This window comes from Pseudoxanthomonas indica, from assembly GCF_900167565.1.
In the GTDB taxonomy this organism is placed as follows: Bacteria; Pseudomonadota; Gammaproteobacteria; order Xanthomonadales; family Xanthomonadaceae; genus Pseudoxanthomonas_A; species Pseudoxanthomonas_A indica.
On the sequence record NZ_FUZV01000001.1, the window covers coordinates 127342 to 153694 of the forward strand.

A 26353-nucleotide genomic window follows, 5' to 3' on the forward strand; every position below is an offset into this window, starting at 1 on the left:
GCCAGCGGGAGAAGGGGAAAAAACAAACAGGACTTCCGCATGAGCGAGCAACAGAATTTCGACGTCGTCGTCATCGGTGCCGGTCCGGCCGGTTACCACGCGGCCATCCGCGCCGCGCAGCTGGGCATGAAGGTCGCCTGCATCGATGCCGCGCTGGGCAAGGATGGCAAGCCGGCGCTGGGCGGCACCTGCCTGCGCGTGGGTTGCGTGCCGTCCAAGGCGCTGCTCGACAGCTCGCGCCAGTACTACAACCTGCAGCACCTGTTCGGCGAACACGGCATCACCACCAAGGATGCGCAGATCGACATCGCCACGATGGTTGGCCGCAAGGACAAGATCGTCAAGCAGTTCACCGGCGGCATCGCCATGCTGTTCAAGGCCAACAAGATCACGCCGTTCTACGGCTTCGGTCAGTTGCAGCCGGGCAACGTGGTCAAGGTCAAGCAGCATGACGGCAGCGAAGTGGAGCTCAAGGGCACCAACGTCGTGATCGCCGCCGGCTCGGATTCGATCGAGCTGCCGTTCGCCAAGTTCGACAACGAGTACATCGTCGACAACGTCGGCGCCCTGGACTTCACCGCCGTGCCGAAGCGCCTGGCCGTGATCGGCGCCGGCGTGATTGGCCTGGAACTGGGCAGCGTGTGGAAGCGCCTGGGCGCCGAGGTCACCATCCTGGAAGCGCTGCCGGACTTCCTGGCCGCCGCCGATGCCGAAGTGGCCAAGACCGCCGCGCGCGAATTCAAGAAGCAGGGCCTGGACATCCGCCTGGGCGCCAAGGTCAGCAAGACCGAGATCACTGGCAAGGGCAAGGCCAAGGAAGTGGTGGTCAGCTACACCGATGGCGAAGGCGACAAGACCCTCACCGTCGACAAACTGCTGGTGGCCGTGGGCCGTCGCGCCGCCTCCAAGGGCCTGCTGGCCGAGGGCACCGGCGTGAAGGTCAACGAGCGTGGCCAGATCGAAGTCGATGATCACTGCCACACCGGCGTCGATGGCGTCTGGGCCGTCGGCGACTGCGTGCGCGGGCCGATGCTGGCGCACAAGGGCTTCGAGGAAGGCATTGCCGTCGCCGAACTGATTGCCGGCCTGCCCGGCCACGTCAATCTCGACACCGTGCCGTGGGTGATCTACACCGAGCCGGAAATCGCCTGGGTCGGCAAGACCGAGCAGCAGCTCAAGGCCGAAGGCACGCCGTACAAGACCGGCAGCTTCCCGTTCGCGGCGATTGCTCGCGCGGTGGCGATGGGCGAGCCGGCCGGCTTCGTCAAGGTCATCGCGCATGAGGAAACCGATCGCATCCTCGGCCTGCACCTGGTCGGCGTGGGCGTTTCGGAACTGGTCCACGAAGGCGTGCTGGCGATGGAGTTCAACGGTTCGGCCGACGATCTGGCGCGCATCTGCCACGCCCACCCGACCCTGTCCGAAGCCATCCACGACGCCGCGATGGCGGTGAGCAAGCGCGCCATCCACAAGGCGAACTGAGCCCTTGAAATCCGTCTGCGTCTACTGCGGATCCAACGCCGGCAGCAAGCCGGCGTACACCGAGCGAGCCATCGCGCTGGGCGATCGCATCGCCCGCGAAGGCATGGCGCTGGTCTACGGCGGCGGCAATGTCGGCTTGATGGGCGTGGTGGCCGATGCCGTGCTCGCGGCCGGCGGCGAAGTGATCGGCGTGATTCCCGAGCAACTGGTCAACTGGGAAGTCGCGCACAAGGGCCTGACCCGGCTGGAAGTCGTCGCCAACATGCACGAACGCAAGATGCGCATGTTCGACCTGTCCGACGGCTTCGTCGCCCTGCCCGGCGGCTTCGGCACGCTCGACGAGATGTTCGAGATGCTCACCTGGCGTCAGCTTGGCATTGGCCAGAAGCCCTGCGCGTTCCTCGACGTCGAGGATTTCTACGCGCCGCTGATCGGCATGATCGACCGCATGGTCGAAGAGCGCTTCCTGCATCCGGATCAGCGCCAGGATCTGTGGCACGGCGACAACCTGGATGCGTTGTTCCAGTGGATGCGCGACTACGCGCCGGCGCAGTCGACCAAGTGGATGGACGAGAAGCGCCGCAACTCGCTGCGCTGACGGTTGTTGCAGGAGGGCCTTCAGGCCCGACCGGAAATCTCGAATCCACGGTCGGGCCTGAAGGCCCTCCTACAAAAGAAGGGTAGTCGCACTGCCTGCATTCGCTATCCTGTGCGCTGAATCATCCGCGCAGGATTCGTCATGACCACGCCCACCTCCTTCAACGCCTTCCGTATCCACAACGACGCCAACGGCTATCGCAGCGGCATCGAGTCGATCACGCTGGATGATTTGAATCCCGGCGAGGTGGTGATCAAGACCGCCTACTCCTCGGTCAACTTCAAGGACGCGCTGGCCGGCACCGGCGAAGGCAAGATCCTGCGCACGTTTCCGCTGGTGGGCGGCATCGACGTGGCCGGCCATGTGGTGGCTTCGACAGACCCGGCCTTCAAGGAAGGCGACGAAGTGCTGGTGACCGGCTGCGGCCTGAGCGAGCACCGCGATGGCGGCTACGGCGAGTACGCACGGCTGGAAGCCAAGTGGGTCATCCCGCTGCCCAAGGGCCTGAGCCTGCGCGAGAGCATGATCCTGGGCACCGCCGGCTTCACCGCCGCGCTGGCGCTTCATCGCATGCAGGACAACCGTCAGCATCCCGAACTGGGGCCGTTGGCGGTGACCGGCGCCACCGGCGGCGTCGGCTCGCTCGCGGTCAACATCTTCAGCAAGGCCGGCTACCAGGTGCACGCGATCAGCGGCAAGGCCGAGCATGCGGACTTCCTGAAGTCGCTGGGCGCCAGCGACGTGCTGGGCCGCGAGGCGCTGGCGACGAAGCGGCCGATGGAATCGGCGCGCTTTGGCGGTGGCCTGGACAATGTCGGCGGCACCATGCTGGCCAGCCTGCTCGCGCAGACCGCGCCCTACGGCAACGTGGCCAGCGCAGGCCTGGCCGCGACGCACGAACTGGACACCACCGTCATGCCGTTCATCATCCGTGGCGTGTCGTTGGTCGGGGTCGCTTCGGCCGGCACGGCGCGCGACATCCGCGACGATATCTGGCGCCATTTGGCCGACGACTGGAAACCGGACCGCCTGGACGCCATCTGCACCCGGGAAATCGGCTTGGACGGGCTCCCGGAGGTGTTCCGCACCATGCTCGCGGGCGGTTCCTTTGGCCGCACGCTGGTCAAAATCGCCTGAGCCGGGCGCCGCCAGCGGGCTGTCAGGCTTTTCCCGGCAGCCTGTCCGGTGGCCCCCCGTTTCTTTCTCCCAATCCCGTCCCTACAATCGAACGCGGGGACAACTTGGGGAACTCCATGGCAAGAATTTTGATCGTCGATGACTCGCCTTCGCAGCTGCTGGGCATCCAGCGCATCATCGAAAAACTGGGGCATGAATCTCTGACCGCCGAAGACGGCGCCGCCGGTGTCGAAGTCGCCAAGCGCGAACTGCCGGACATGGTGCTGATGGACGTGGTCATGCCCAATCTCAACGGCTTCCAGGCCACGCGCCAGCTCAGCCGCGAGGCCAGCACCAAGCACATCCCGGTGATCCTGGTGACCACCAAGGATCAGGACACTGACCGCATGTGGGGACTGCGGCAGGGCGCCAAGGCCTATCTGACCAAGCCGTTCTCGGAAGACGAACTGGCCGAAATCATCGAGCGCGTGTTCAACGCGCGCGAACTGCCGGATGCGCCGACGGCCTGAGGCAAGGCTTCAGAGCATGAGAAGAAAGCAGGCTACGGCCTGCTTTTTTTTGCGCGCGAAGAGCGCCCCCATCCCAACCTTCCCCCGCAGGCGGGGGAAGGGGCTTGGCGGTCAGGCTTTCTCGCCGAACGCCTTGGCCAGGTCGCGGTAGGCCTGCTTCTGTTCTTCCGTGGCGGCCTTGGGCGCGTTGATTTCCAGCTCGACGATCTGATCGCCGGGAGGATTGCCGGGCAAGCCGCGACCGCGCAGTCGCAACTTGCGGCCGGCCTCGGAGTCCGCCGGGATCTTCAGCTCCACATCGCCACCGAGTGTCGGCACGCTCAGGGTCGCGCCCAGCGCCGCCTGCCAGGGCGTCACCGCCAGCACGTGGATGATGTTGCGGCCATCCACTTCGAACTGCGGGTGCGCGGCGTACTCGATTTCCAACAGCAGGTTGCCGCCGTGACTACCCTGTCCGCTCAGGCGGATCACCTGTCCCGGCTTGACGCCCTTGGGCACGCGCACGTCGAACTGCTTGCCGTTGACGTTGACCCGCACGCTGTCGCCGTCGTGCACCGCCTGCAGCGGAACCGCCAGCTTGGCGCGTGAATCGCGCGTGGCGGTCGGGCCGCGGCTGGCGCCGCCATCCGGGCGCCCGCGCCGGCCGAACAGGCCTTCGAAGAAATCGCTGAAGCCGCCGTTGCCACCGCCGGTGCTGCCGAACACCTCGTCGAAATCGAACTGCTGGCCGCCATAACCGCCCTGGCCGAAATCCGGCGGCGGACGGAATTCCTCGCCCGGACGATACCCACGGGCGCGCAGCTGATCGTAGGCGGCGCGCTTCTGCGGATCGCGCAGCGCCTCGTAGGCCTCGTTGACCGCTTTGAACTGATCCTCGGCGCCGGCTTCCTTGCTGACATCGGGATGATACTTGCGCGCCTGCCGGCGATAGGCGGTCTTGATCTCCGCGTCGCCCGCCGAGGGCTCCACGCCGAGTATCGAGTAGTAATCCTTGAACTGCATGGGGGCTCCACCAAATCAGGGCCGCGCGGACAGGGGCCAGGGCCGTGATATGGGGCCGCGCGGCGTATTTTCCAGTCGCGCATTCTACCGGGGGGCGGTCGGCGTGAACGTGTAGGCCGGCGTCCGGGAAGGTCGGGACGCTACACTGGCGGCCTTACCGCACAGGACACCCCCATGAGCATCCAGATCGGCGAACGCATCCCCGAAGTCATCCTCAAGCGCATCCGCGAAGGCGTGGAAACCGTCGACACCACCGCCCTGTTCGATGGCCGCAAGGCCGTGCTGTTCGCGGTGCCGGGCGCCTTCACCCCCACCTGTTCCGAGAAGCACCTGCCCGGCTTCGTCCAGCACTTCGACGATTTCCGCAAGCGCGGCATCGAGGTGTTCTGCGTGTCGGTCAACGATCCCTTCGTGATGCAGGCCTGGGGCAAGTCCCAGCACGTGCCCGATGGCCTGCAGATGCTGGCCGACGGCAATGCCGACCTGGTCAAGGCGCTCGGCCTGGACATGGACGCCAGCGGCTACGGCATGGGCATCCGCGCGCGCCGCTTCGCCCTGTATGCGGAAGACGGCGTGGTGCGCCAGCTGTTCGTGGAAGCGCCCGGCGAATACAAGGTGTCTTCGGCCGAACACATGCTCGAAGCGCTGGGCTAACGCAGGATCACGAACTCGCTGCGGGTCCAGGCGCCGCTGTCGGTCATGGCCGTCAGCACGTGGCGACCAGGTTCGTCGAAATCGTGGATCAGCGTGCGCGCACCTTGGGTCTCGGCGAGCCAGCGGCCGTCGAGCACCCAGTGCACGCGCGACTCGGTGCCGAGTGCGCGCAGTTGCAGGCGCACGCCATGCGTGCTGCCGGGTGCGCGCGCGAGGGTGGCGCGATCATTCACGCCTTCGATGCGCAATTCCTCGCGTGACCCGCGGCCGTCGTCGGCGCAATCCGGCGACAAGGCCGGCAGCCTCGACTGCGCGCGCGTCTGCGCGCTCAACCAGGGGGCGGCCAATGCGGGCCAACGCGCAATCGTGCCCGTCTGCGCCGCGTGCGGCTGCGCGCACTCGGCCGACAGGCGCAATCCGCTGCGTGCATCCACTTCGAACTGCTCGATACCTGCGCTCCACAGCCGTGCATCGCGTTCGGCGAACGTGGGCGGTATCGCGCCATCCAGCGTCCAGGCTTTCATGCGCCGCTGGCACAGCTCGGGCATCGCCGGATCCGGCGCGGTGCCCAGCGGCCAGCAGATGTCCGTTTCAGCCACGCTGGCCGGCGCCGGCGATTGCGCATTGTCGCCGCGCAGACGCGGCAGGCTGTCGATCACTTCGAACATCAGCGGCAACGCGGTGACCGCGCCGTATTGGCCGGGCAAGGGCGTGCCATCAGGTCGCCCGACCCAGACCCCCACCGTGTAGCGCGACGTGCTGCCCAAGGCCCACGCATCGCGGAAGCCGTAGCTGGTGCCGGTCTTCCAGGCCACGCGCGGACGCGTACCGGTATCGAACGCGCCCATGCCATAACCCGGGCGCGGATTGGCCTGCAAGATCTCGCGCACGATCCACGCCGCGCCGGGCGACAGCAGGCGGCGATCCTGCGCTTCGTCGCGCGCGGTGTATCGCACGCGGCCGGCGAGCCCGCCGCGATTGAAGGCGGCAAAGCTGCCCACCAGATCTTCCAGCCGCGCACCGGTGCCGCCGAGGATCAGCGCCAGGTTGGGTCCGGCGCCGCGCGGGTAGCGCAAATTCACCCCCGCATTGGCCAGCCGGGCGGAAAAGCGCGCCGGCCCGATGCGATCCAGCACATCCACCGCCGGCACGTTCAAGGACAGGCGCAAGGCTTCCGCTGCGCCGATGGGCCCATTGAAGGCGGCGTCGAAGTTGCCCGGCCGATAACCGCCAAACGATTGCGGCGCATCCACCAGCAGGCTTTCCGAATGGATCAGGCCATCGTCCATCGCCAGGCCGTACAGGAACGGCTTCAAGGTCGAACCCGGCGAACGCCACGCCTGCACCATGTCGACGTGGCCCAATCGATCCTTGTCGGCAAAGGTCACCGAGCCGACATATGCGCGCGCCTCCATGCTGGCGTTGTCGACCACCAGCAAGGCGGCGGAGGTGCGCGCCGGCAGCTGGGAGAAGTAAGCGGTGACGCGTTCCTCCAGCGTGCGTTGCAGATCCGCATCCAGGGTCGATTCGATGCGCGCGTCATGCGGCTGTTGTTGGCGCAGGCGTTCGGCCAGCAACGCCGCGCTCAGCGGCGGCTGCAGTGATCGCGCAACCACCGGCTCCACACGCGCTTCGGTGACCACGCTGGGCGACCACACGCGCAGGCTCGCCATGCGCGCCAGCACCTTGTCGCGCGCATCGCGCGCGGCATCGGGATGGCGATCCGGGCGCAGCCGGCTGGGCGCTTGCGGCAGCACCGCCAGCAAGGCGGCTTCGGCGTGCGACAGCTGCGTGGCCGGCTTGCCCAGATAGGCCCAACTGGCCGCTTCCACGCCTTCGATGGTGCCGCCGAACGGGGCACGCTCCAGATACAGCGTCAGGATCTGGCGCTTGGACAGATGCGCTTCCAGTTGCAGGGCGCGCAGTACCTGCTTGAGCTTGCCCCACGGCGTGCGGCTGTGCGGATCCAGGATGCGCGCCACCTGCATGCTCAGGGTGGAACCGCCGGACACGATATGGCCGCCGCGCAGCCACTGCCCGCCGGCGCGCAGCATCGCCCAGGGGTTTACGCCCGGATGCTTCCAGAACCAGCGGTCTTCGTAATTCAGCAGCGCCTGCAGGTACAGCGGCGACACGCTGTCCGGCGTGGCCGGGTAACGCCATACGCCGTCGTGGTCGGCAAAGGCACGCAACGGCGTGCCATCGCGCGCCACCACCAGGGTGCTGGTGTCGCGCGCCTTCGGCAGCGGAAGGGGAAAGGCGAAGTCGAGCAGCAGCAGTGACAGCAGCACCGCCACGGTGGTCCAGCGCAGGACGGGTAGCCAGTGGCGACGAAGGCTCATGTAAAGTTTTGCTGCGATGCCTGCATCAAGATTCGGCGTCAGAACCAGGGTGGAATTGTAGGAGCCGCGCCACGGGCAACCGATGTTGTGGTTACCCATGGCATGCACCCATCTTCAACACAAGCTTACGGCTGCACCACCTTGATGGTGGTCATCGGCGACTTGCCGACGCCGCGCAGCTCCGGCCGGTACATGTCCTCCACCAGTGGCGGCGGCACGGTGTAGGTGCCGGGCGTGACTGCACGCACCAGGTAGAACAGCCGTGCCGTGGAGCGGTTCTCCAGCTTCAGCGCCGCCACGTAGCGGTCATCGCGGAACTCCTCGTGCTTGACGTCGGCCGCGTCCGAACGGTCATTGATGGCGATGCCATCCACCACCACGTCGGCCCATTGCTTGGCGTCGCCCAGGTTGAAGTTCTCGATTTCCAGGCCGGCCGGCAGCAGATCCGTGAGCAGTGCATCGGGAATGTAGTCCAGCGCGGTGACGTTGACCCGCACGATCAGCGCTTCGCCTTCCTTCAGCGTGCCGCTGGTCCACGGCTTGCCGTCGGTGCCGTAGTAGCTGCGCTCGACATTGATCATGCGGCTGTCCGGCGCCGGTGCGTTGCGCGGGATGCCGGTCACATCCAGGCTCACGTACAGCGGCGGCTCGCCCTGCGGGGTGAAGCGTGCGCCACGCGCCAGCGCCGCGCCGTCCAGGCTGCGACCGAACAACTTGGCCGGGGCCACCGTTTCACTCTCGCCACCCAAACTCCACTCACCGCCCACCAGTTTCTTCTGGTCCACCAGCAAGGCCTTGCCCAGCCGCGCCAGCGCCACCTGTTCCTGCGTGCTCAGATACATCCAGCCACGCGAACGACGCGCATCCAGCTCGCGACCCAACGACACGGCGCGCGCGTCGTAATCGGACTTGGACAGCTTGTGCTCGTGCACCAGCGCAATCATCAGCGCATGGTCACGCAGGTTGGTGCCGTAGTCGCCCAGGTAGGTGTCGCGATCGCTCTTCTTGGCGAATCCCTCGGCAATGGCCTTGGCGCCACGCGACTTGTCACCCTGCAGGCTCAGCGCGATGCCCAGGTGGACCAGCGGCAGGCCGGTCATGCTCTTGCCGCGCTCGTTGTCGTAAAGCGCACGCAGCGTGCCCAAGGGCGCCCGATTGACCCGCGCCAGCACGAAGCCGGCGTAGGCCTGGTTGGCGAACTTGAGGTGGTCGCGCTGCTGGTAGCCATAGAACGATGCGCCGCCGGCGAGCAGATCCTCGCTCAGCCGATTGAGCGACTTCTGCAACACCGCTTCCGGCACCGCGAAGCCGCCCTGGCGCGCGTCCAGCAGGAACTCGGTGATGTACGGCGTCAGTGCGGGATTGACGTAGTCATCATCGCCCCACATCGAGAAATGGCCGGTGCCGATCTGCATCGAGGTCAGCCGGGCGAAGGCGCCTTCCATGCGCTCGCGCCGCTTCTTGGCATCCAGTCCGCTCACGCCCAGCGCCTTGGCCGTGGCCTCATCCAGTTGCAGCGCCGCATAGCCCTTGCTGGTGGTCTGCTCGGCGCAGCCATAGGGATACTCGAGCGCGCCCTGGATGGCGGCGGCGAACGGAATCGGCGGCAATGCGCTGACCAGCATCCGCGCGTTCACCGAACCGGCCATCAGCCCATCGGCCAGGCTGGAATTCATCTCCACCGGCGTCATCGCCTCCAGCACGCGCGTCTGCGAACGCATCACCGACGGCCAGCCGGCACGCACCGGCAGGTCGTAACGACGATCCACGTTGAAGCCGTTTCCTTCCACCCGCACGCGCACCTTGGCGGTCGTATAGCCCTCTTCGGCCAGCAGCGGGAAGCTCAGCGTGGTCTTGCCGTCGACGGCCAGCTTCGCGCTGCGGGTGCCCTCGCTGATCGCCAACGGTCCCTCGCCTTCCACCCGCAGCTTGAACTCGCCGGCCTTGCCGGTGAAGTTCTGCACATCGAGGGTCACCGTGCTGCGATCACCGGGGGCCAGCACGCGCGGCAGGCTGGCTTCGGCCACGATCGGCGCACGCACCACGGTCTCGCGATCGCGGTTGCCGTAGCGCTCATCCGAGTACACCAGCGCCGATACGCGCAAGGTGCCGTTGAAGTCGGGCACGCGCAGTTTGATGCGTGCATTGCCCTTGGCATCCAGCTTCACCGGACCGGCAAACAGATCCACCGTCTGCACGCGCGACGTGGGCCGCTTGGCCTGCGGCAGCGCCGCCAGGCCGACATCGCCGCCGAAGCGGATCTTTGCACTCTCGCCGGCAAAGCTTTCAATCACGCGACCGTAGATGTCGTAGGCATCCACGCCCAATCGGCGCTGGGCGAAGAAGTGGCCGTTGGCGTCGGGCACCGGGAAGCGGGTGATGTTGAGGATGCCCACATCCACCGCCGACACCGTCACGTGCGCCAGCTTGCCCGCCAGTTCGGGGGCGCTGACCGTGACCGGCAGATCCTGTTCCGGTCGCATCTGTTTGGGCACGGACAGGCCCACGGCGACGCGGCGCGCCTTGCGATCCATCGGCACATGCGCCACGCCGACTGCACGCGCCGGAGTGATCTTGCTGGGCGCCGAGCCACCGCGGAACACCAGCGCCGTGACGTACACGTCATGGCGCTCCCACTCCGGCGTGACCGGAATCGAGAAGGTGCTGCCCGGCTTGGCATCGATCTCCTGCACATACAGCATGCGATCGGCTTCCACCATCAACAGGCCCTTGCCTGCGTGCGGCGGCGTCAGCGTGACCTTGAGCGTGTCGCCGGCCCGGTAACCGGTCTTGTCCAGCGCCAGCTTGACCTTGTCGGGGCGCGCATCCAGGCCGCGGTTCTCGTCATCCCAGCTCCAGCCCGCGCGGAACGGATAGCGCGTGGTCAGGCCGGAAGCCGGGTCGAATACATCGAGGCGATACTCGCCCCACTCCACCGGATAGCTGACCCGCACGGCGGTGGCGCCGGCATCGACCACCTTGCTCTCCAGGTTTTCGTAGCGGCGGGTGAAGTCGTAATCCCAGCCCGAATCGCCATGGCTCCAGTGGTAGTCGCGATGCTCGCGCACCAGCGTGACTTTCAGGCCCTTGCCGGCCTGTGGCTTGCCGGCCGCGTCCACGCGCAGGATTTCAAAGCCGGCGTTGCTGTTGGCGTCGGCGCCGTCTTCGTCGCTGAACAGTGGACGCACGCCCACCAGCACATTCGCCGGCCACATCACCTTCTTCAATGTGCGGGTGACCGTGCGGCCGCCGGTTTCGTAGACGCTGCCTGATACCACCGCCGCAATCGGCGTCACCGGACGTGCTTCGGCCGGCAAGGTGATGTCTTCGCTGTACTTGCCCTGCGCGTCGAAGGCGGCGTCGACCACGTCCTTGGCTTCGCGCGGCAATTCCACCGTGGGGTCGCCGAAGAAATAGCCGGGCAGCGACTCCACCGGATGCTGTTCCACCGCCACCGCCAGGCGGGCGGTGAAGCGATTGCCGTCAGCGGGCGCGCCATACAGGTAGGCGGCGCTCGCGCGCAGCGGGAAGGCCTGGCCCGGCGCCAGCGTGGGCGTGGCCGCTTCCAGATCCAGCTTCATCCGTTCGGGCAGGAATTCCTCGATACGCAGGTCCATGCCCTGCACCGCTTCCTTGCTGGCCGGATCGGTGCGGAACTCCACCTTCCAACGGCCGGTCGCCGCTTCCTGCGGAATCACCTGCTCGAAGTTGAAATAGCCCTGCTCGCCCGGTTGCAGGCGGGTTTCGCGGAACACCTTGCCATCCGGCTGCAGCAGGCGCAGGAAAATCGGCTGCGCCTTGACCGGCTTGCCATCGTTGTCGCGCAGCAGCGCCGACAGGCGCACGGTCTCGCCCGGGCGATACAGATCGCGACCGGACCAGGCAAACACATCGAACCAAGCTTGGCTGCGGCCGGACACCGCGAACTCGGACAGATCCAGCGCCGGCTGGTTGAACGGCAGCATCGACACATCCTGGCCGCGCTTGGCGATCAGCACATGGCCGGCATCGAGCGTGTACTTGAGCAGCGCATTGCCGTTGCTGTCGGTCTTGCCGGTGAGGATGGACTCGCCCTTGCCATCCAGCACGCGCAACTCCACGCCGCCCACCGCACCGCCATCACGCAGCGAGGCCGTATGCACGAACAGCTGATCCTTGTAGGCGCGCGTATGCAGGCCGAGATCACTGACAGTGAAGAAGGCGGTCTCAAACTGATCGGCAAAGCTGCCGGCGCGCTTCATCACCGCGAAATACAGGCCCGGTTCCTGCAGTTCTTCGATGTCCTGGATCGGCAGGTAGGTCAGCAGGCGCTCGTTGGGCTTGCCGCCCAGCAGGAAGCGATTGACGTAAACCGGCTCGGCGAGCCGGCCGATGGGACTCTTGTCGCCGTAGTCGCTGTCCAGTTCCCAGCTGCCGCGACGGCCGCCGCGCTGGTATTCGGAAAAGAACTGCGGCAGCGATTTTTCCTTGATGCGCAGGAACTCGACGTCCACTTCCGGCACGTTGATCGACACCACCGGCAAGCCGCGACTTTCGCGCGCCGGCAAGACGCTGCCCTGCGAAGCAAAACCCACCGCCGGATCGAGTTGCCCGGTGTGCACCTTGAACTTGAGTTCCTTGCCCAGCCGATTGCCATCGGCCGCCAGCAGATCCGCGCGCACCAGCACCTCGTAATCCTGGGCTGCTTCGACCGACGGGAAGCGCAGGATCGCGCCCTTGTCATCCAGTACCCAGCTGCCCTTGACCGTGGCGCCATTCGGCCCGGTCACTGCCAGCAGAGAATCGAAATCCTGCGACGACACCAGCGGCCGGCTGAACTCCAGCGCGATGCTCAAGCTGCCGTCGAGTTGATCCGGATAGCTGCTGACCAGGGCGAAGCCTTCCACTTTGGGTCGCTCGGCCTTGACCGCTTCACCGCTGGCGGCCGGCAGTTGCCCGGTGTCGTTGCGCTTGCAGCCGGTGATGGCCAGCGAAGCGATCAGGACGGCGAAGAAAAAGACAGACGCGCGTGCACGAACAAGGCTGCGAAGATTCACTGCCGACTCCATGTGGGTTCGTTTTCCCGGACGCGATCAGTATATGCGTTGACGAAAAAAAACCCCGGCGCCAGGCCGGGGTTTTTACTGCTCGTGATGCTCAGGCTTCCGGTGAAGGAGCCACCGGCTCCGGCGTCGGGCTGGCGCCCTCGCCTTCGCCTTCGTCCTCGTCCAGCGAGGCGTCCAGGCGTTCCACCGCCTGCAGCACTTCGCCCTCGGACAGGCGCATCAGGGTCACGCCCTGGGTATTGCGGCCGACGCGCGAGATTTCCGAACCGCGCGTACGCACCAGGGTGCCGCCGTCGGAAATCAGCAGCACTTCATCGTTGCCGCTCAACAACACCGCGCCAATCAACTTGCCATTGCGTTCGGTGGTCTGGATCCCGATGACACCCTGGGTGCCGCGCCCCTTGCGCGGGTAGTCGGCCAGCGGGGTGCGCTTGCCGTAGCCACGTTCGGTGGCGGTCAGGATATAGGCCACGCCCTCGGCCTCGTTGGAGGTGTCGACCACGGCGTCATCGCCATTGGTTTCCACCACGTCCTCGGCGGCATCTTCCTCACCTTCGCTCTCGTCCGCGCCGAGCAGGCCGGCCACGCCCGCTGCGGACTCGGCGACGATCAGGCTGACCACTTCCTCGCCACTGGCCAGGCGGATACCGCGCACGCCGGTGGCGGTACGGCCCATCGAGCGGACCTTGTCTTCGCCAAAGCGCACGGTCTTGCCGTTGGAAGCGAACAGCAGCACGTCATGGTGGCCGTCGGTCAGCGCCACCCCGACCAGGGCGTCGCCCTCGTCCAGGTTGATGGCGATCTTGCCGCGCGCCAGGCGGAAGGCGAACTCGGTCAGCGGGGTCTTCTTGACCGTGCCGTTGCGGGTGGCGAAGAACACAAAGCGGTCTTCCTCGTACGCACGCACCGGCAGTACCGCCTGCACCTTCTCGCCTTCTTCCAGCGGAATCCAGTTGATAATCGGACGGCCGCGCGCATTCGGGCCGGCTTCCGGCAACTGGTGCACGGGCAGCCAGAACACCTTGCCGCTGCTGGTGAAGGTCAACAGCGTGTCATGGGTGTTGACCAGCCACAGCTGGTCGATGAAATCCTCGTCCTTGGTCGCCGCCGCACTGCGGCCACGGCCACCACGACGCTGCGCGCGGTACACACTGACCGGCTGGCGCTTGGCGTAGCCGGCGTGGGACAGGGTCACCACCACGTCTTCTGGCGCGATCAGGTCAAGGATGTCCAGATCTTCTTCGCTATGGCGGATTTCGCTGCGGCGGGCGTCGCCGAATTCGGCCTTGACGTTGAGCAGCTCGTCGCGAATAACCTGCAGCAACACTTCCGGGTTTTCCAGGATGTTGATCAGACCGGCGATGGTCTCCAGCAGCTGCTTGTATTCCTCGGTGAGCTTTTCCTGCTCCAGGCCGGTCAGGCGGTGCAGGCGCATTTCGAGGATCTGCTGGGCCTGCACGTCGCTCAACTGGTAAGCGCCGTTGACCAGGCCGATGCCCTTGGGCAGATCGTCCGGACGCGAGGATTCGGCGCCGGTGGCCGCCAACAGCGCACCGACCAGACCCGGGGTCCAGGTCTTGGCCAGCATCCGCTCCTTGGCTTCCTGCGGATTGGCCGAGGTCTTGATCAGCTCGATCATCTCGTCGATGTTGGCGAGCGCGACCGTCAGGCCTTCCAGGATGTGCGCGCGGGCGCGGGCCTTGCGCAGTTCGAAGATGGTGCGGCGGGTCACCACTTCACGGCGGTGGCGGACAAAGGCCTGCAGCATCTGCTTGAGATTGAGCAGCTGCGGGCGGCCATCGACCAGGGCGACCATGTTGATGCCGAACACCGATTCCATCGGCGTCTGCGAGTACAGGTTGTTGAGGACCACCTCGGCCGACTCGCCGCGCTTGACCTCGATGTAGATGCGCATGCCGTCCTTGTCGGACTCGTCGCGCAGCTCGCTGATGCCTTCCAGGCGCTTTTCCTTGACCAGCTCGGCAATCTTCTCGATCAACCGCGCCTTGTTCACCTGGTACGGAATCTCGGTGACGATGATGGCTTCGCGACCGGTGCGGTCATCGACTTCGATGTCGGCCTTGGCGCGCATGCGCACGCGGCCGCGACCGGTGCGGTAACCGGCGATGATGCCAGCGGTACCGTTGATGATGCCGGCGGTGGGGAAATCCGGGCCGGGGATGTACTGCATCAGGCCGTCGACGTCGATTTCCGGGTCTTCGATCAGGGCCAGCAGGCCGTTGACCACTTCCGACAGGTTGTGCGGCGGGATGTTGGTGGCCATGCCGACGGCGATGCCGGCCGAGCCGTTGACCAGCAGGTTCGGGAACCGGGTCGGCATGACCGTGGGTTCCTGTTCCTTCTCGTCGTAGTTGGGCTGGAAATCGACGGTTTCCTTGTCGATGTCCGCCATCAGCTCATGGGTCAGGCGCGACATGCGCGCTTCGGTGTAACGCATCGCCGCCGCGCTGTCGCCGTCGACCGAACCGAAGTTGCCCTGGCCATCGACCAGCAGGTAGCGCAGCGAAAACGGCTGCGCCATGCGCACCAGCGTGTCGTAGACCGACTGGTCGCCATGCGGGTGGTACTTACCGATCACGTCACCGACGATACGCGCCGACTTGTAGTACGGCTTGTTGCTGTGGGCGCCCAGTTCATGCATCGCGAACAACACGCGACGATGCACCGGCTTGAGCCCGTCCCGGACATCCGGGAGGGCGCGCCCCACGATCACGCTCATGGCGTAATCGAGGTAGCTCTTTCGCATCTCGTCTTCGAGGTTGACGGGGATGATTTCCTTGGCGAGATCAGCCATTCGGTTTCCGTATTCTCAGAATTTTCGAGCCGAAACCGGCCTGCCGCAGCGAGTGAGGCAAGGCGTCGTCAGGCGGGGTTTCGGGCAGGTTTTCGCAACCTGCGGAGTATAGCAGACGAGGCCCTCCAAGGCCCGCCTTTTGGCCTCGGAAACAAGCAGTTAGGCGGTCGGAAACGGCCATGCGGACGCTATAGGCCAACACAGCGCCCGGCAGCGGCCAAGCGTGCCGGGCCAGGTCACGCTTGTGGGGCGCCCCTGTCCGGGAATGCTGTATCCGGATGGCCCGTTGCCGATGAGCTCAAGTCAGGAAAACGCCTGCTGCATCAGCGCCAGTGTCGGTTTTTCGACAACGCCCTTCTCGGTCACGATGGCGTCGATCAAATCCGCCGGGGTCACATCGAACACCGGGTTCCAGGCGCTGATGCCCTCGGCCACGGTGCGCACGCCACCGATGCCGAGCAGTTCGGCCGGGTCGCGCTCTTCAATCTCGATGGCCTCGCCATTGGGCGTGGCCATGTCCACGGTCGAGGACGGCGCCACCACCATGAAGCGTGCACCATGATGGCGCGCGGCGATGGCCAGCTGATAGGTGCCGATCTTGTTGGCGGTATCACCATTGGCGCAGATGCGGTCCGCGCCGACGATCACCCATTGCACCGCGCCGGTCTTGAGCAGATGCGAGGCAGCGGAGTCGGCTATGAGGGTGGCGGGGATGCCGTCCTGCTGCAGCTCCCATGCGGTCAGCCGCGCGCCCTGCTGCCAGGGGCGGGTTTCGCCGGCATAGACCTGGCCAATGCGCCCCTGCGCCACGCCGGCGCGTATCACGCCCAACGCGGTGCCAAAGCCGGCGGTGGCCAGCGATCCGGTATTGCAATGGGTCAGCACGCCGCTGCCGGGCGCGATCAGCGCCGCGCCCAGTTCACCCATGTGGCGGTTGGCGGCGAGGTCTTCATCGGAGATGCGCTGGGCTTGTTGTTCCAGCACCTGTTGCCAGTCGCTTCCCGCCGTCAACAGCGAGGCACGCATGCGCGCCAGCGCCCAGGCCAGGTTCACCGCCGTGGGACGCGCCGCGTTGAGGCGTTGCAGCGCCGGTTCCAGCAGGGCATCGGCTTGAGGGCCGTCGGCTGCCTGCACCTCGCGCGCCGCCAGCACCACACCCCACGCCGCCGAGATGCCGATGGCCGGCGCACCGCGCACGGCCAGCGCATGGATGGCCGCGGCCACTTCATCGCTGCTGGTGCAGCGCAGGTACTCCACAGTGAAAGGCAGCTTGCGCTGGTCCAGCAGTTCCAGCGCGTCGCCGGTCCAGCGGATCGGACGGATGCGGTCGTAGCGGGCGTAATCGAAGGCGTCGTTCATGCCCGCATTGTACCTGCCCTACCAGACCCGGAATTCGCCCCGGCAGCCGCCGCTGACCCAGATGCCGCCGCGATCCCAACCCCAGGTGCGGCCCTGCACACAGGCATTTTTGGAGACCTGCCGTTGCAGGTCGGCGCCACGGCGGATGTTGGCATCGCAGCGGCGGGTGCGGTTGTCATTGGAGTCGCAACGCACGACCTGCCCGCTATTGCCCGGATAGCCGCCGCCATGGCCGGGATAGCCGCCATTGCCGCCACCGGCCCAGCCGCCGCGCACCTCGAACTCGGCGCGACAGCCGCGCGACACCCACACTTGATCGCGTTCCCTGCCCCAGCTGTAACCTTCGGTGCAGCGGCTCTTGGAAACCTGATGGTTGAAACGCACCTGGCTTCCGCGCGGGATCGCGCAGGCCTTGTAGCGGTTGTCATTGGAATCGCAACGGATGATCTGGCTGCTGTTGCCCCAACCACCGCCATTACCGTTGCCGTTGCCATTGCCGCGGCCATACACGCGGAACTCGGCGCGGCAGCCGCCGGACACCCAGACGCCGTTGCGATCCCAGCCCCAGTTCTGGCCCTCGGTACACCACGTCTTGGACAGGCCGCGGGTCAGCTCCACGCCGCCACGCGTATCGGCGGGACAATGGCGGAACTTGTTGTCGTTCGATTCGCAGCGCAGCGTCTGGCCGTAGCCATTGCCATAGCCATTGCCGTAGCGCGCCTCCTGCGGCGCGGCCTGGGCCTGCGTCGCCAGCACCGACAACACAAAGGCGGACATCAAGATGATGCGTCGACGCATGGCAGCCACTCCTGTTGGTTTGACACGAATCTACGCAAACCTGCTGAACGTGAATTCAAGAAAACCGTTTCCAGCGCGGGAGGATGCCTTGTCGTTGGGTGTTTGCTCAGGCTCGCGCGAAGTCGAAGGCCAGCACGTCGGCGATACGCGGTGTACCCAACATCGCCATCAGCAAGCGGTCCACACCCAAGGCAACGCCGGCACAGTGGGGGAAGCCCGCCTCCAATGCCGCGAGCAGATGTTCGTCCAACGCCGGTGACGATTCCCCGCGCGATTGCCGGACCTGCGAATCGCGGACGAATCGCTGACGCTGTTCCGAGCCGTCCGCCAGCTCGTGGTAGCCATTGGCCAGTTCCAGCGGACCCAGGTACAGCTCGAAGCGTTCGGCCACGGGCACATCGTCGTGGCGCAGACGCGCCAACGCGCACTGGGTGGCGGGATAGTCGTACACCGCCAGCAGTTGATCGTCGGCGAAGCCAGGCTGCAGGCGATGGGTCATCAGCAGGTCGAGCCAGTCATCGCGACCCAGACCCTGTGGATCGATCACGATGTCGCCGAGTGCCGCGCGCAGCTGCTCATCGCTGGCGGTGGCCGGGTCCAGCCCAAGCTGCTGGCGATACAGATCGTGATAGCTGATCAGCTGCAGGGTGGCCTGGCAGCCGACCAGTTGCAGCGCCTCCTGCACCAGCGCCGCGGTCTCTTCGATCAGTCGGCGGTGATCCCAACCGAGGCGATACCACTCCAGCATGGTGAACTCGGGATTGTGGCGACCGCCGGCTTCGCCATCACGGAACACCCGGCCCAGTTCGTAGCAGTCGCCAAAGCCGGCGGCGAGCAGACGCTTGAGCGGAAACTCCGGCGAGGTGCGCAGCCAGCGCTGGCGTGGACCGGCATCGACATGGCCACCGAACTGCAGCGAGAAGGAAGCGATGTTCGGGTCGGTGTTGCCGGCTTGCGAGAGGATCGGGGTTTCGACTTCCAGCACCTCGCGCTGCGCGAAGAACGCGCGGATGGTCGCGTTCAGTCGCGCGCGCAGGCGCAGGGCTTCAAAGCGGGCGGAAGGTTGCCAATTCATACCGTCATTTCCAAAGGTCTGGCCCTTTTGTAGGAGCGACTTCAGTCGCGACCGCTGAAGCGGTCGGGGCTAAAGCCCCTCCTACAGGGCTTCAGTTCGCGTGCTTTTCCAGGAAGGCCAGCAGTTGGGCCTCGTCCCAAATTTCGATCCCCAGCTCCTGCGCCTTGGCCAGCTTGGAACCGGCCGCCTCGCCCGCCACCACCAGATGGGTCTTCTTCGACACGCTGCCGGCGACCTTGGCACCCAGCGCTTCCAGCCTGGCGCCAGCTTCGTCGCGGCTCATCGCTTCCAGGCTGCCGGTCAGCACGACGGTCTTGCCTTCCAGCGGACCGGCGACGCTCTCGTCGCTGGTCGGCGTCAATGCCAACAACTGATCGAGCGCGACTGCGGACTTGCCCAGCAATGCGGCATGCTCGCCTTCCTCCAGCCACTGCGCCAAGGCGTTGGCCGACTCGTTCGGCAAGCCTGCACTGACAAACGCGTGCACGGGCGCATCCAGCAGCGCATCAATGCGCGGGAATGCGCTGGCCAGCTGCTCTGCGCGCACCCCGGTGATCTTGGGAATCTCCAGATCCGCCAGCAACCTGGCCACCGTCAGATCGGCGCGCAGCTTGGCGTGTGGCGGATGGCTGTCGTTGATGCGCACGCCGCGTGCGAGCAGGTCGTCGATCACCTGCTGGTTGCCCGCCTGATCAAAGAAATGCCCCAGCGAGCGCGCCACTTCCCCCCCGATATCCGGCACCCGCTTGAACAGCGGCCAGGGCAAGTGACGGATCAGCTCCAGATCGCCAAACCACAGCGCCAGCGCCTTGGCCGTGCTCTCGCCGACATGCTGGATGCCCAGCGCGAACAGGAAACGCTCCAGCGTGGTGTCCTTGCTGCGCTCGATGGCCTCGATCAGGTTGTCGGCCCATTTGGTCGCCACCTTGCCGGCCTTGACCGTTTCGGGCGTGGTGCCGTCGCGCTCGTCGGCCCGCCGCTTCATCTCCAGCAGCGCGTCCAGATCCAGCTTGTACAGATCAGCCACCGAGGTGACGTAACCCAGATCACTGAGCACTTCGATGTAGCGTTCGCCCAGGCCTTCGATATCCATGGCCCGGCGCGAGGCGAAATGGCCCACGGCTTCCTTGCGCTGCGCGGCGCAGGTCAGCTCGCCCGAGCAACGCCAGACCACCTCGCCCTCTTCGCGCACCAGTTCCGAACCGCAGACCGGGCAATGGCTGGGCATTACCCAGGGCTGGGTGCCGGGCGGACGCTTGTCTTCCACCACCCGCACTACTTCCGGAATGACATCGCCGGCGCGACGCACGATCACCGTATCGCCATTGCGCACGTCCAGGCGCGCGATCTGCTCGGCGTTATGCAAGGTCGCGCGGGTGACGGTGACGCCGCCCACCTGCACCGGCTGCATCAGCGCCCACGGCGTCACCGCGCCAGTGCGGCCGACGTTGACCTCGATCGATTCCAGCACCGTCATCTGTTCCTGCGCCGGAAACTTGTGCGCAATCGCCCAGCGCGGCGCGCGCGAGACGAAACCCATCTCGCGCTGGCCTTCGTAGTCGTCCAGCTTGTAGACCACGCCATCGATATCGAACGGCAGCACATCGCGCTTCTCGCCGATGCGGCGGTAGTAGGCCAGCAGTCCATCCACGCCATCGACCACATCGTTCTCGGCACTGACCGGAAAACCCCATTCGCGCAGCCGCGCCAGGGTCTGCGAATGGCTGGCCGGCAATTCGCCGCCCTCCACCGCGCCCACCGCGTAGGCATAGAACGACAACGGCCGCTGCGCGGTCATGCGCGGATCCAGCTGACGCAGGGAACCGGCCGCGCCATTGCGCGGATTGGCCAGCACCTTGCCGCCTTCCTTGAGTGCGCGTTCGTTATAGGCGTGGAAGGTCGCCAGCGGCATGTACACCTCGCCGCGCACTTCCAGCACGCGCGGCCAGCCGCTGCCGCGCAGCGTCAGCGGGATTGCCTTGATGGTGCGCAGGTTGGCGGTGACGTCCTCGCCGGTGGCGCCGTCGCCACGGGTGGCGCCTTGCACGAACCGGCCGTCTTCGTAGCGCAGGCTGATCGCCAGGCCATCCAGCTTCGGCTCGACCGAGAAGTACAGATGCGGCCGCTCCAGGCGCTCGTCGATGCGACGAACGAAGTCCTGCACCTCCTCATCGGTGAAGGCGTTGCCCAGCGACAGCATCGGCAAGGCATGGCGCACTTCGGCGAACTTGCTCGACGGCGCGTTGCCCACGCGCTGGGTCGGCGAATCGGCGGTGACCAGATCCGGATTGGCCGCTTCCAGTTCGTCCAGCTCGCGCAGCAGGCGGTCGTACTCCGCATCCGGGATGCTGGGCTCATCGAGCACGTGGTAGCGGTAGTTGGCATCTTCCAGTTGGCGGCGCAGCTCGATGGCGCGCTCGGCGGGGGTGGTCGCAGTCATGCCGCGATTCTACGGCCAGCCACCGTCAGGAAGTGTATCTACGGCATGCCGGCCCCGACCGTCTGGCGCACCGGGATACCCTGCAGGTCCACGCCTTCGAGGCAGAACACGTTGATGCCGAGGTGGTCCGGTGTCACCCGCTTGCGGTGGAACGGATAGATGCCGCAGGTCTTGCAGAAGTAGTGGCGCGCGGTATGCGTATGGAACTGGTATTCGCTGAGCGCTGACGGATCCGTCAACAGGCGGAAGTGGCTCTCATGGACCTTGACCATTAGCGCATTCTTCCGGCGACAGATCGAACAGTCGCAGGTGGTCAGCTCGGGAAAATCGGTGCTGATCTCGAAACGCACGGCGCCGCAATGGCAGGCGCCCTGGTAGATCTGCAAGGGCCGGCTGCCGACGGTTGCCGGCGCTTGCGATGGCGCGTGCGCCGGTCCGGTCACCAGCGTGGCGATTTGGTCAACGGCGGTGCTTCGTGCTGGCGGTCGTAGCCGCGCAGCTCTTCGCGGATGTGCTGGATGCGTTGCCGACCCAGGGTGTTGCGGCTGTCATCCAGCACCACGCCATTGAGCAGTTCGGCCATGCGCTCGACATTGGGCAGCAGCTTTTCCCAAGCTTCGAGCGCGCTGATCGGCGCCGGCAGGGTCAGGAAGAACGCGATGGCCGGGGTCTGCAGTTCGCGGATGTTGGCCATGTCGAAGCTGCCCGGCTGCATGATGTTGGCCATGCTGAAAATCGGGCCGCGCTCGGGGTGGCCTTCAATCAGCCGGTGGAAGACATTCATGTGGCCAAAGGTCAGCCCGGTCTTTTCCGCGGCCACCACCACGTCTTCGCCACGCAGCACCTGGCCGGCCTTGGCGGCGACGTACAGCGAGACGATGCGGTCGAAATCCTGGTTGGCGCGCCGACCCAGCGGATTGTCCGCGCCGGTGCCGCCGCCCAGGCCCAGTTCGGCCTGGCTGACCGCCTCGCCGGAGTAGTCGCGGTCGGTCTCGTAGGCCGCCTCGTCGTTGGCCAGGCTGGGCTCGACCCGCGCGTTGTCACGCTCGGTCGGCTCCAGCCGGCGACCCTGGCTGGCTTTCTTGGGGCGACCGAAAAAGATGATCGCTGCGATGAGGATGGCGCCGGCAATCAGGATGCCGATTCGAAGCATTGCCATGTCGGACACGTTGGTTTCTCCGGCAAGGTATTGGGACAAGCGTACAACCTGGACCGAGTCCGACGCGAGTGCGGCGGGCCCGGGCCGATCCAACGCATGGGTATCAGGCGGCGCCGGCCAGGCGCGCGGCCTCCTCCAGATCCACCGACACCAGGCGGCTGACGCCCGGCTCGCGCATGGTCACGCCACTGAGCTGGTAGGCAGCTTCCATGGTCGCCTTGTTGTGGCTGACGAACAGGAACTGCACCTTCTCGCTCATTTCCTTGACCATCGCGGTGAAGCGACCCACGTTGGCCTCGTCCAGCGGCGCGTCCACTTCGTCCAGCAGGCAGAACGGCGCGGGATTGAGCTGGAAGATCGCGAACACCAGCGCCACCGCGGTCATCGCCTTCTCGCCGCCGGACAGCAGCGAGATGTTGGAAACGCGCTTGCCGGGCGGGCGCGCCATGATCGCCACGCCGGTATCGAGCAGGTCTTCGCCGGTCAGTTCCAGGTAGGCATGACCACCGCCGAACAGGCGCGGATACAGGCTCTGCACGCCGGCGTTGACGCGGTCGAAGGTGTCCTTGAAGCGGCCGCGGGTCTCGCGGTCGATCTTGCGGATCGCCTCTTCCAGCGTTTCCAGCGCGGTGGTCAGGTCGGTGTTCTGCGCATCCAGGTACTCCGAGCGCTGCGCCGCCTCGCCGTATTCGTGGATGGCGGCCAGGTTGACCGGTTCCAGCCGGCGCATGCGGCCGTCGATCTGCGAGACCGCCTGCTCCCACTCGCGCGCATCGGCCACTTCCGGCAGCGTATTGATCACGTCTTCCATCACGAAGCCGGCCTTGACCACCGCTTCGGACAGCTGCTCGCCCTTCAGCGCGAAGGCCTGCTGGTCCAGCTTGCGCTGGGAGATGCGCTCGCGCTGGACCAGAGCCTGCTCGTCACGCTGGTGGCGGGTCTGCTCGTAGCTGCGCAGTTCGTTGTCGATGCCTTCCAGCGCAGCGCGCGCTTCGGCCAGGCGGCGATCGGCGTTGACGCGTTCTTCCAGGGCGGCCTGGCGCTGTGCGTCCAGTTCCTGCACCGGCGAATCGCCTTCGCTCAGTTGCAGGGTCAGTTCTTCCAGGCGGGTATCGAGCTGGCCACGCTGGCCGCTCATGCGATCCAGCGCCTGGCTCAGCGCGACGATCTGGGTGCGCTGCGATTCCAGCGTCAGCATCAGCGCATGGGTGGCGTCGCGCGAGGCACGCGCGGCTTCGCGCGCCAGGTCGCGCGTCTCCACGAAGCGGCGACGTTCGGCTTCCAGCGCCTGGCGTTCTGATTCCAGATCACCCATCGAGGTGACCGCGTCTTCCAGGCGGGCGCGGGCTTCGCGGGCCTGCTCGCGGCTGCCGTCCAGCGCTTCGACCAGCTGGGCGATGTCCAGATCGATCTTCTCGATGCGCTGCCGGGTCGATTCCACCCGGCCCTGCTGGCTCTGCAGCTGGCCAGCCAGTTCGGAGACACTGCGGTGCGCCATGTACAGCGCGCGCTGGGCGTCTTCGCGCTGCTGCTCGGCGGCCAGCAGTTGATCACGCAGGCTGGCCAGGCGGTGTTCCAGCTCGGCTTCGCGCTGCTGCAGGGTTTCGATTTCCGCGCGCAGGCTCTGGATTTCGCGCTCGCGCAGCAGGGCGCCCTGCTTGGCTGCGCCGGAGCGCAGCACGCGCACCCAGCCCGCGCCCAGGCGCTCGCCGGTGCGGGTAATCACCGAATCGCCCTCGCCCAGCTGCGCCTGCAAACGGCGCGCTTCGGCCAGGTCCTCGGCCACGTGCAGCCGCGCCAGCAGGCGGCGCACCGCGACCGGGCCTTCGACCTTGGCGGCCAGCGAAGTGGGCGCCACGTTCAACGCTTCCTGGCTGTCCGACACCAGCGCGATGCGGCCGTCGCCGAGTTCGCCGAGCGCATCGACCAGTGCTTCCGGGGCGTCCACCAGCACACCTTCAATCAACTGGCCCAGCGCGCTTTCCACCGCGTTTTCCCAGCCGGCTTCCACCCGCAGGCGTTCGCCCACGCGGGTGGCCGAATCCAGCCCGCGCGCCTTCAACCAGCTCATGGCCGCGCCCTGCTCCTGGCCGAGGGCGGCGTGCTGCAGGGTCTCCAGCGAGGACAGACGGCCGCGGGCTTCCTGCGCGCGCTTCCGCACTTCGGACAGTTCACCCTGGCTGGCGCGCTGCTGTTCCTGCACGCCGGCCGCCGATTCCTTGCGCGCCTCGACCTGCTCGCTCAGCGTGTCCAGCGATTCTTTCTGGGTGTCGTGCTGCAGTTGCAGGTTCTCGAAGGCCTCGGCCAGCGCATCCAGATCCAAGCCACCGCGCTCGTTCACCAGGCTCTCGCGACGGCGATCCGATTCCAGCGCCTGCCGGTCCAGATAGTCCACGCGGGTGCGCTCGACTTCGCCGGCGCGCGCGGCTTCGGCGGACTGGCGCGAATGGGTTTCCCAGCGCTGCTGCCAGTCAGCCAGCTTGGCTTCGGCCTCCTGCAGGCTTTCCTGCTTGAAGATGTCCTCTTCCTTCAACTGCTCCAGCCGCGGCTCGGCCTCGTTGACGCTTTCGCGCAGCACGTTCAGGCGGGTTTCGTCGCCGCTGATGTGCAGGCCCAGTTCCTGCAGCGCGCTGTTGGCTTCATCGCGCGCCTTCTTCAGGCGCTCACCCAGTTCGCGCTGATGCTGCATCTGCTGCTCCAGCCGCGCCAGGGTACTGCCGACCTGGTAGACCTCGGCCTGCGCCTTGTTCAAGGCTTCGGCCGATTCCTCGCGGCGTACGCGATCGGTTTCGATGTTGCGCTCGGCTTCGCGCTGCTCGGCAATCAGTTGCTGCAGGCGGGTTTCTTCCTGCGCCAGCTTCTCGCGCAGGCCCTGCAGCTGCACGTCCAGGGTGCGGAATTCCAGTGCCTTCCACTCGGCATCCTTGATTCGGCGCTCTTCCTGCAAGGCCTGGTATTGCTCGGCCTGCTTGGCCTGGCGCTTGAGGTGCTCGAGCTGCTTGCCGATTTCCTCGCGCAGATCGGTCAGGCGATCCAGGTTTTCGCGGGTGTGGCGGATGCGGGTTTCGGTTTCCTTGCGGCGTTCCTTGTACTTGGAGATGCCGGCGGCTTCCTCCAGGAAGATGCGCAGGTCTTCCGGGCGCGCTTCGATGATCTGGCTGATCATGCCCTGCTCGATGATCGAGTAGCTGCGCGGGCCCAGGCCGGTGCCGAGGAACAGATCGGTGATGTCGCGGCGACGGCACTTGGTGCCGTTGAGGTAGTAGTTGCTCTGGCCGTCGCGGCTGACTTGGCGCTTGACCGAGATCTCGTTGAAGGCCGCGAATTCGCCGGCGATGGTGTGATCGCTGTTGTCGAAGATCAGCTCGACCTGGGCCATCGACACCGGCTTGCGCACCGAACTGCCGGAAAAGATCACGTCAGTCAGCGAGTCGCCGCGCAGGCGGCTGGCCGAGCTCTCGCCCATCACCCAGCGCACCGCATCGATGATGTTGGACTTGCCACAGCCATTGGGACCGACGATGCCGGTCATGTTGGTGGGCAGGTGCAGCGTGGTGGGATCGACGAAGGACTTGAAACCGGACAGCTTGATGGTCGAAAGGCGCATGCGGCGAAGGTCTTCCTGGCGGCGCGGCCGTGGTCACGGCTCGCTGCCTGCGTTGAAATAGGTTGAGGTTTGAGTGCCAACCCACTGATTATGCTGGCAATCATGAACGGCTTTCGCCGCATCGCGACCGCTGAGTATAACGGGGATTGTGAGGCGGAGGCGGGGCTGGTTCCCCGGCACCGGGAGTCGCGGTCGCTGCCGGCTTCTGCCCCCTTCCCCTGCTTGCGGGGGAAGGCTGGGATGGGGGCAAGGTGGGGCCGACCAAGCTTCCCGCGAGCGTCTCGCCCCCACCCCCACCCTCCCCCGCAAGCGGGAGAAGGAGCAAAGCGAA

Annotated in this window: 16 protein-coding genes; 5 read left to right on the forward strand and 11 right to left on the reverse strand. The window is 66.2% G+C overall.

From position 1 onward, the window contains the following. Positions 1–39 precede the first annotated feature (39 nt). The 4 genes from lpdA to pilH all read left to right on the forward strand — a co-directional run bounded on the left by lpdA (position 40) and on the right by pilH (position 3726). On the forward strand, positions 40–1482 hold the full coding sequence (gene lpdA / locus B5X78_RS00595; protein WP_079722565.1) for a dihydrolipoyl dehydrogenase: 1443 nt from the start codon (positions 40–42) through the stop codon (positions 1480–1482). Between the two features lie 4 nt (positions 1483–1486). Next, positions 1487–2080 (forward strand): LOG family protein, encoded by a 594-nt coding sequence (locus tag B5X78_RS00600; protein ID WP_079722566.1) that lies wholly within the window; start codon positions 1487–1489, stop codon positions 2078–2080. A gap of 141 nt (positions 2081–2221) precedes the next feature. Continuing rightward, positions 2222–3217 (forward strand): YhdH/YhfP family quinone oxidoreductase, encoded by a 996-nt coding sequence (locus tag B5X78_RS00605; protein WP_079722567.1) that lies wholly within the window; start codon positions 2222–2224, stop codon positions 3215–3217. 116 nt (positions 3218–3333) lie between these two features. Continuing rightward, positions 3334–3726 carry a twitching motility response regulator PilH gene (pilH, locus tag B5X78_RS00610; protein ID WP_079722568.1) on the forward strand — a complete coding sequence of 131 codons (393 nt, stop codon included), beginning with the start codon at positions 3334–3336 and terminating at the stop codon, positions 3724–3726. 111 nt (positions 3727–3837) lie between these two features. On the opposite strand, the gene B5X78_RS00615 is transcribed toward pilH, so the two are convergent. Continuing rightward, on the reverse strand, positions 3838–4728 hold the full coding sequence (locus B5X78_RS00615) for a DnaJ C-terminal domain-containing protein (RefSeq protein WP_079722569.1): 891 nt from the start codon (positions 4726–4728) through the stop codon (positions 3838–3840). 174 nt (positions 4729–4902) lie between these two features. On the opposite strand from B5X78_RS00615, the gene B5X78_RS00620 reads away from it, so the two are divergent. Beyond that, positions 4903–5382 carry a peroxiredoxin gene (locus tag B5X78_RS00620; protein WP_079722570.1) on the forward strand — a complete coding sequence of 160 codons (480 nt, stop codon included), beginning with the start codon at positions 4903–4905 and terminating at the stop codon, positions 5380–5382. On the opposite strand, the gene pbpC is transcribed toward B5X78_RS00620, so the two are convergent. From pbpC to smc, 10 genes are all read right to left on the reverse strand, one after another. Continuing rightward, positions 5379–7724, reverse strand: a complete 2346-nt coding sequence (gene pbpC, locus B5X78_RS00625) for a penicillin-binding protein 1C (RefSeq protein WP_079722571.1) — start codon at positions 7722–7724, stop codon at positions 5379–5381. The genes B5X78_RS00620 and pbpC overlap by 4 nt on opposite strands. A 125-nt stretch (positions 7725–7849) precedes the next feature. After that, entirely contained in the window at positions 7850–12706 is a 4857-nt protein-coding gene (locus B5X78_RS00630) for an alpha-2-macroglobulin family protein (protein ID WP_425478707.1), read from the reverse strand. A 154-nt stretch (positions 12707–12860) separates the two neighbouring features. Continuing rightward, positions 12861–15584, reverse strand: a complete 2724-nt coding sequence (gene gyrA, locus B5X78_RS00635) for a DNA gyrase subunit A (protein ID WP_079722573.1) — start codon at positions 15582–15584, stop codon at positions 12861–12863. A gap of 303 nt (positions 15585–15887) precedes the next feature. After that, the gene (gene mtnA / locus B5X78_RS00640) at positions 15888–16943 is read right to left on the reverse strand and encodes an S-methyl-5-thioribose-1-phosphate isomerase (RefSeq protein ID WP_079722574.1); all 1056 of its coding nucleotides are present in this window, start codon (positions 16941–16943) and stop codon (positions 15888–15890) included. Positions 16944–16961: 18 nt separating this feature from the next. After that, positions 16962–17741 (reverse strand): DUF3011 domain-containing protein, encoded by a 780-nt coding sequence (locus tag B5X78_RS00645; protein ID WP_079722575.1) that lies wholly within the window; start codon positions 17739–17741, stop codon positions 16962–16964. A 106-nt stretch (positions 17742–17847) separates the two neighbouring features. Continuing rightward, the gene (gene epmA / locus B5X78_RS00650) at positions 17848–18816 is read right to left on the reverse strand and encodes an EF-P lysine aminoacylase EpmA (protein WP_079722576.1); all 969 of its coding nucleotides are present in this window, start codon (positions 18814–18816) and stop codon (positions 17848–17850) included. A gap of 91 nt (positions 18817–18907) precedes the next feature. After that, entirely contained in the window at positions 18908–21256 is a 2349-nt protein-coding gene (gene ligA, locus B5X78_RS00655; RefSeq protein WP_079722577.1) for an NAD-dependent DNA ligase LigA, read from the reverse strand. 38 nt (positions 21257–21294) lie between these two features. Beyond that, the gene (locus B5X78_RS00660; RefSeq protein WP_217698627.1) at positions 21295–21699 is read right to left on the reverse strand and encodes a GFA family protein; all 405 of its coding nucleotides are present in this window, start codon (positions 21697–21699) and stop codon (positions 21295–21297) included. Further along, positions 21696–22424: a cell division protein ZipA gene (zipA, locus tag B5X78_RS00665; protein ID WP_079722579.1), complete on the reverse strand. Its 729-nt coding sequence runs from the start codon at positions 22422–22424 to the stop codon at positions 21696–21698. Before zipA ends, B5X78_RS00660 begins: the two co-directional genes overlap by 4 nt. Positions 22425–22518: 94 nt before the next feature. After that, on the reverse strand, positions 22519–26022 hold the full coding sequence (gene smc, locus B5X78_RS00670) for a chromosome segregation protein SMC (protein WP_079722580.1): 3504 nt from the start codon (positions 26020–26022) through the stop codon (positions 22519–22521). Positions 26023–26353 lie beyond the last annotated feature (331 nt).

What these genes read in the sequence shown, in the direction of transcription:
- epmA (WP_079722576.1), bottom strand. Translation starts at nt 18,816, where the DNA reads ATGAATTGGCAACCTTCCGCCCGCTTTGAAGCCCTGCGCCTGCGCGCG.
- pbpC (WP_079722571.1), bottom strand. Translation starts at nt 7,724, where the DNA reads ATGAGCCTTCGTCGCCACTGGCTACCCGTCCTGCGCTGGACCACCGTG.
- mtnA (WP_079722574.1), bottom strand. Translation starts at nt 16,943, where the DNA reads ATGAACGACGCCTTCGATTACGCCCGCTACGACCGCATCCGTCCGATC.
- ligA (WP_079722577.1), bottom strand. Translation starts at nt 21,256, where the DNA reads ATGACTGCGACCACCCCCGCCGAGCGCGCCATCGAGCTGCGCCGCCAA.
- pilH (WP_079722568.1), top strand. Translation starts at nt 3,334, where the DNA reads ATGGCAAGAATTTTGATCGTCGATGACTCGCCTTCGCAGCTGCTGGGC.
- B5X78_RS00615 (WP_079722569.1), bottom strand. Translation starts at nt 4,728, where the DNA reads ATGCAGTTCAAGGATTACTACTCGATACTCGGCGTGGAGCCCTCGGCG.
- smc (WP_079722580.1), bottom strand. Translation starts at nt 26,022, where the DNA reads ATGCGCCTTTCGACCATCAAGCTGTCCGGTTTCAAGTCCTTCGTCGAT.
- B5X78_RS00605 (WP_079722567.1), top strand. Translation starts at nt 2,222, where the DNA reads ATGACCACGCCCACCTCCTTCAACGCCTTCCGTATCCACAACGACGCC.
- B5X78_RS00620 (WP_079722570.1), top strand. Translation starts at nt 4,903, where the DNA reads ATGAGCATCCAGATCGGCGAACGCATCCCCGAAGTCATCCTCAAGCGC.
- B5X78_RS00645 (WP_079722575.1), bottom strand. Translation starts at nt 17,741, where the DNA reads ATGCGTCGACGCATCATCTTGATGTCCGCCTTTGTGTTGTCGGTGCTG.
- lpdA (WP_079722565.1), top strand. Translation starts at nt 40, where the DNA reads ATGAGCGAGCAACAGAATTTCGACGTCGTCGTCATCGGTGCCGGTCCG.
- gyrA (WP_079722573.1), bottom strand. Translation starts at nt 15,584, where the DNA reads ATGGCTGATCTCGCCAAGGAAATCATCCCCGTCAACCTCGAAGACGAG.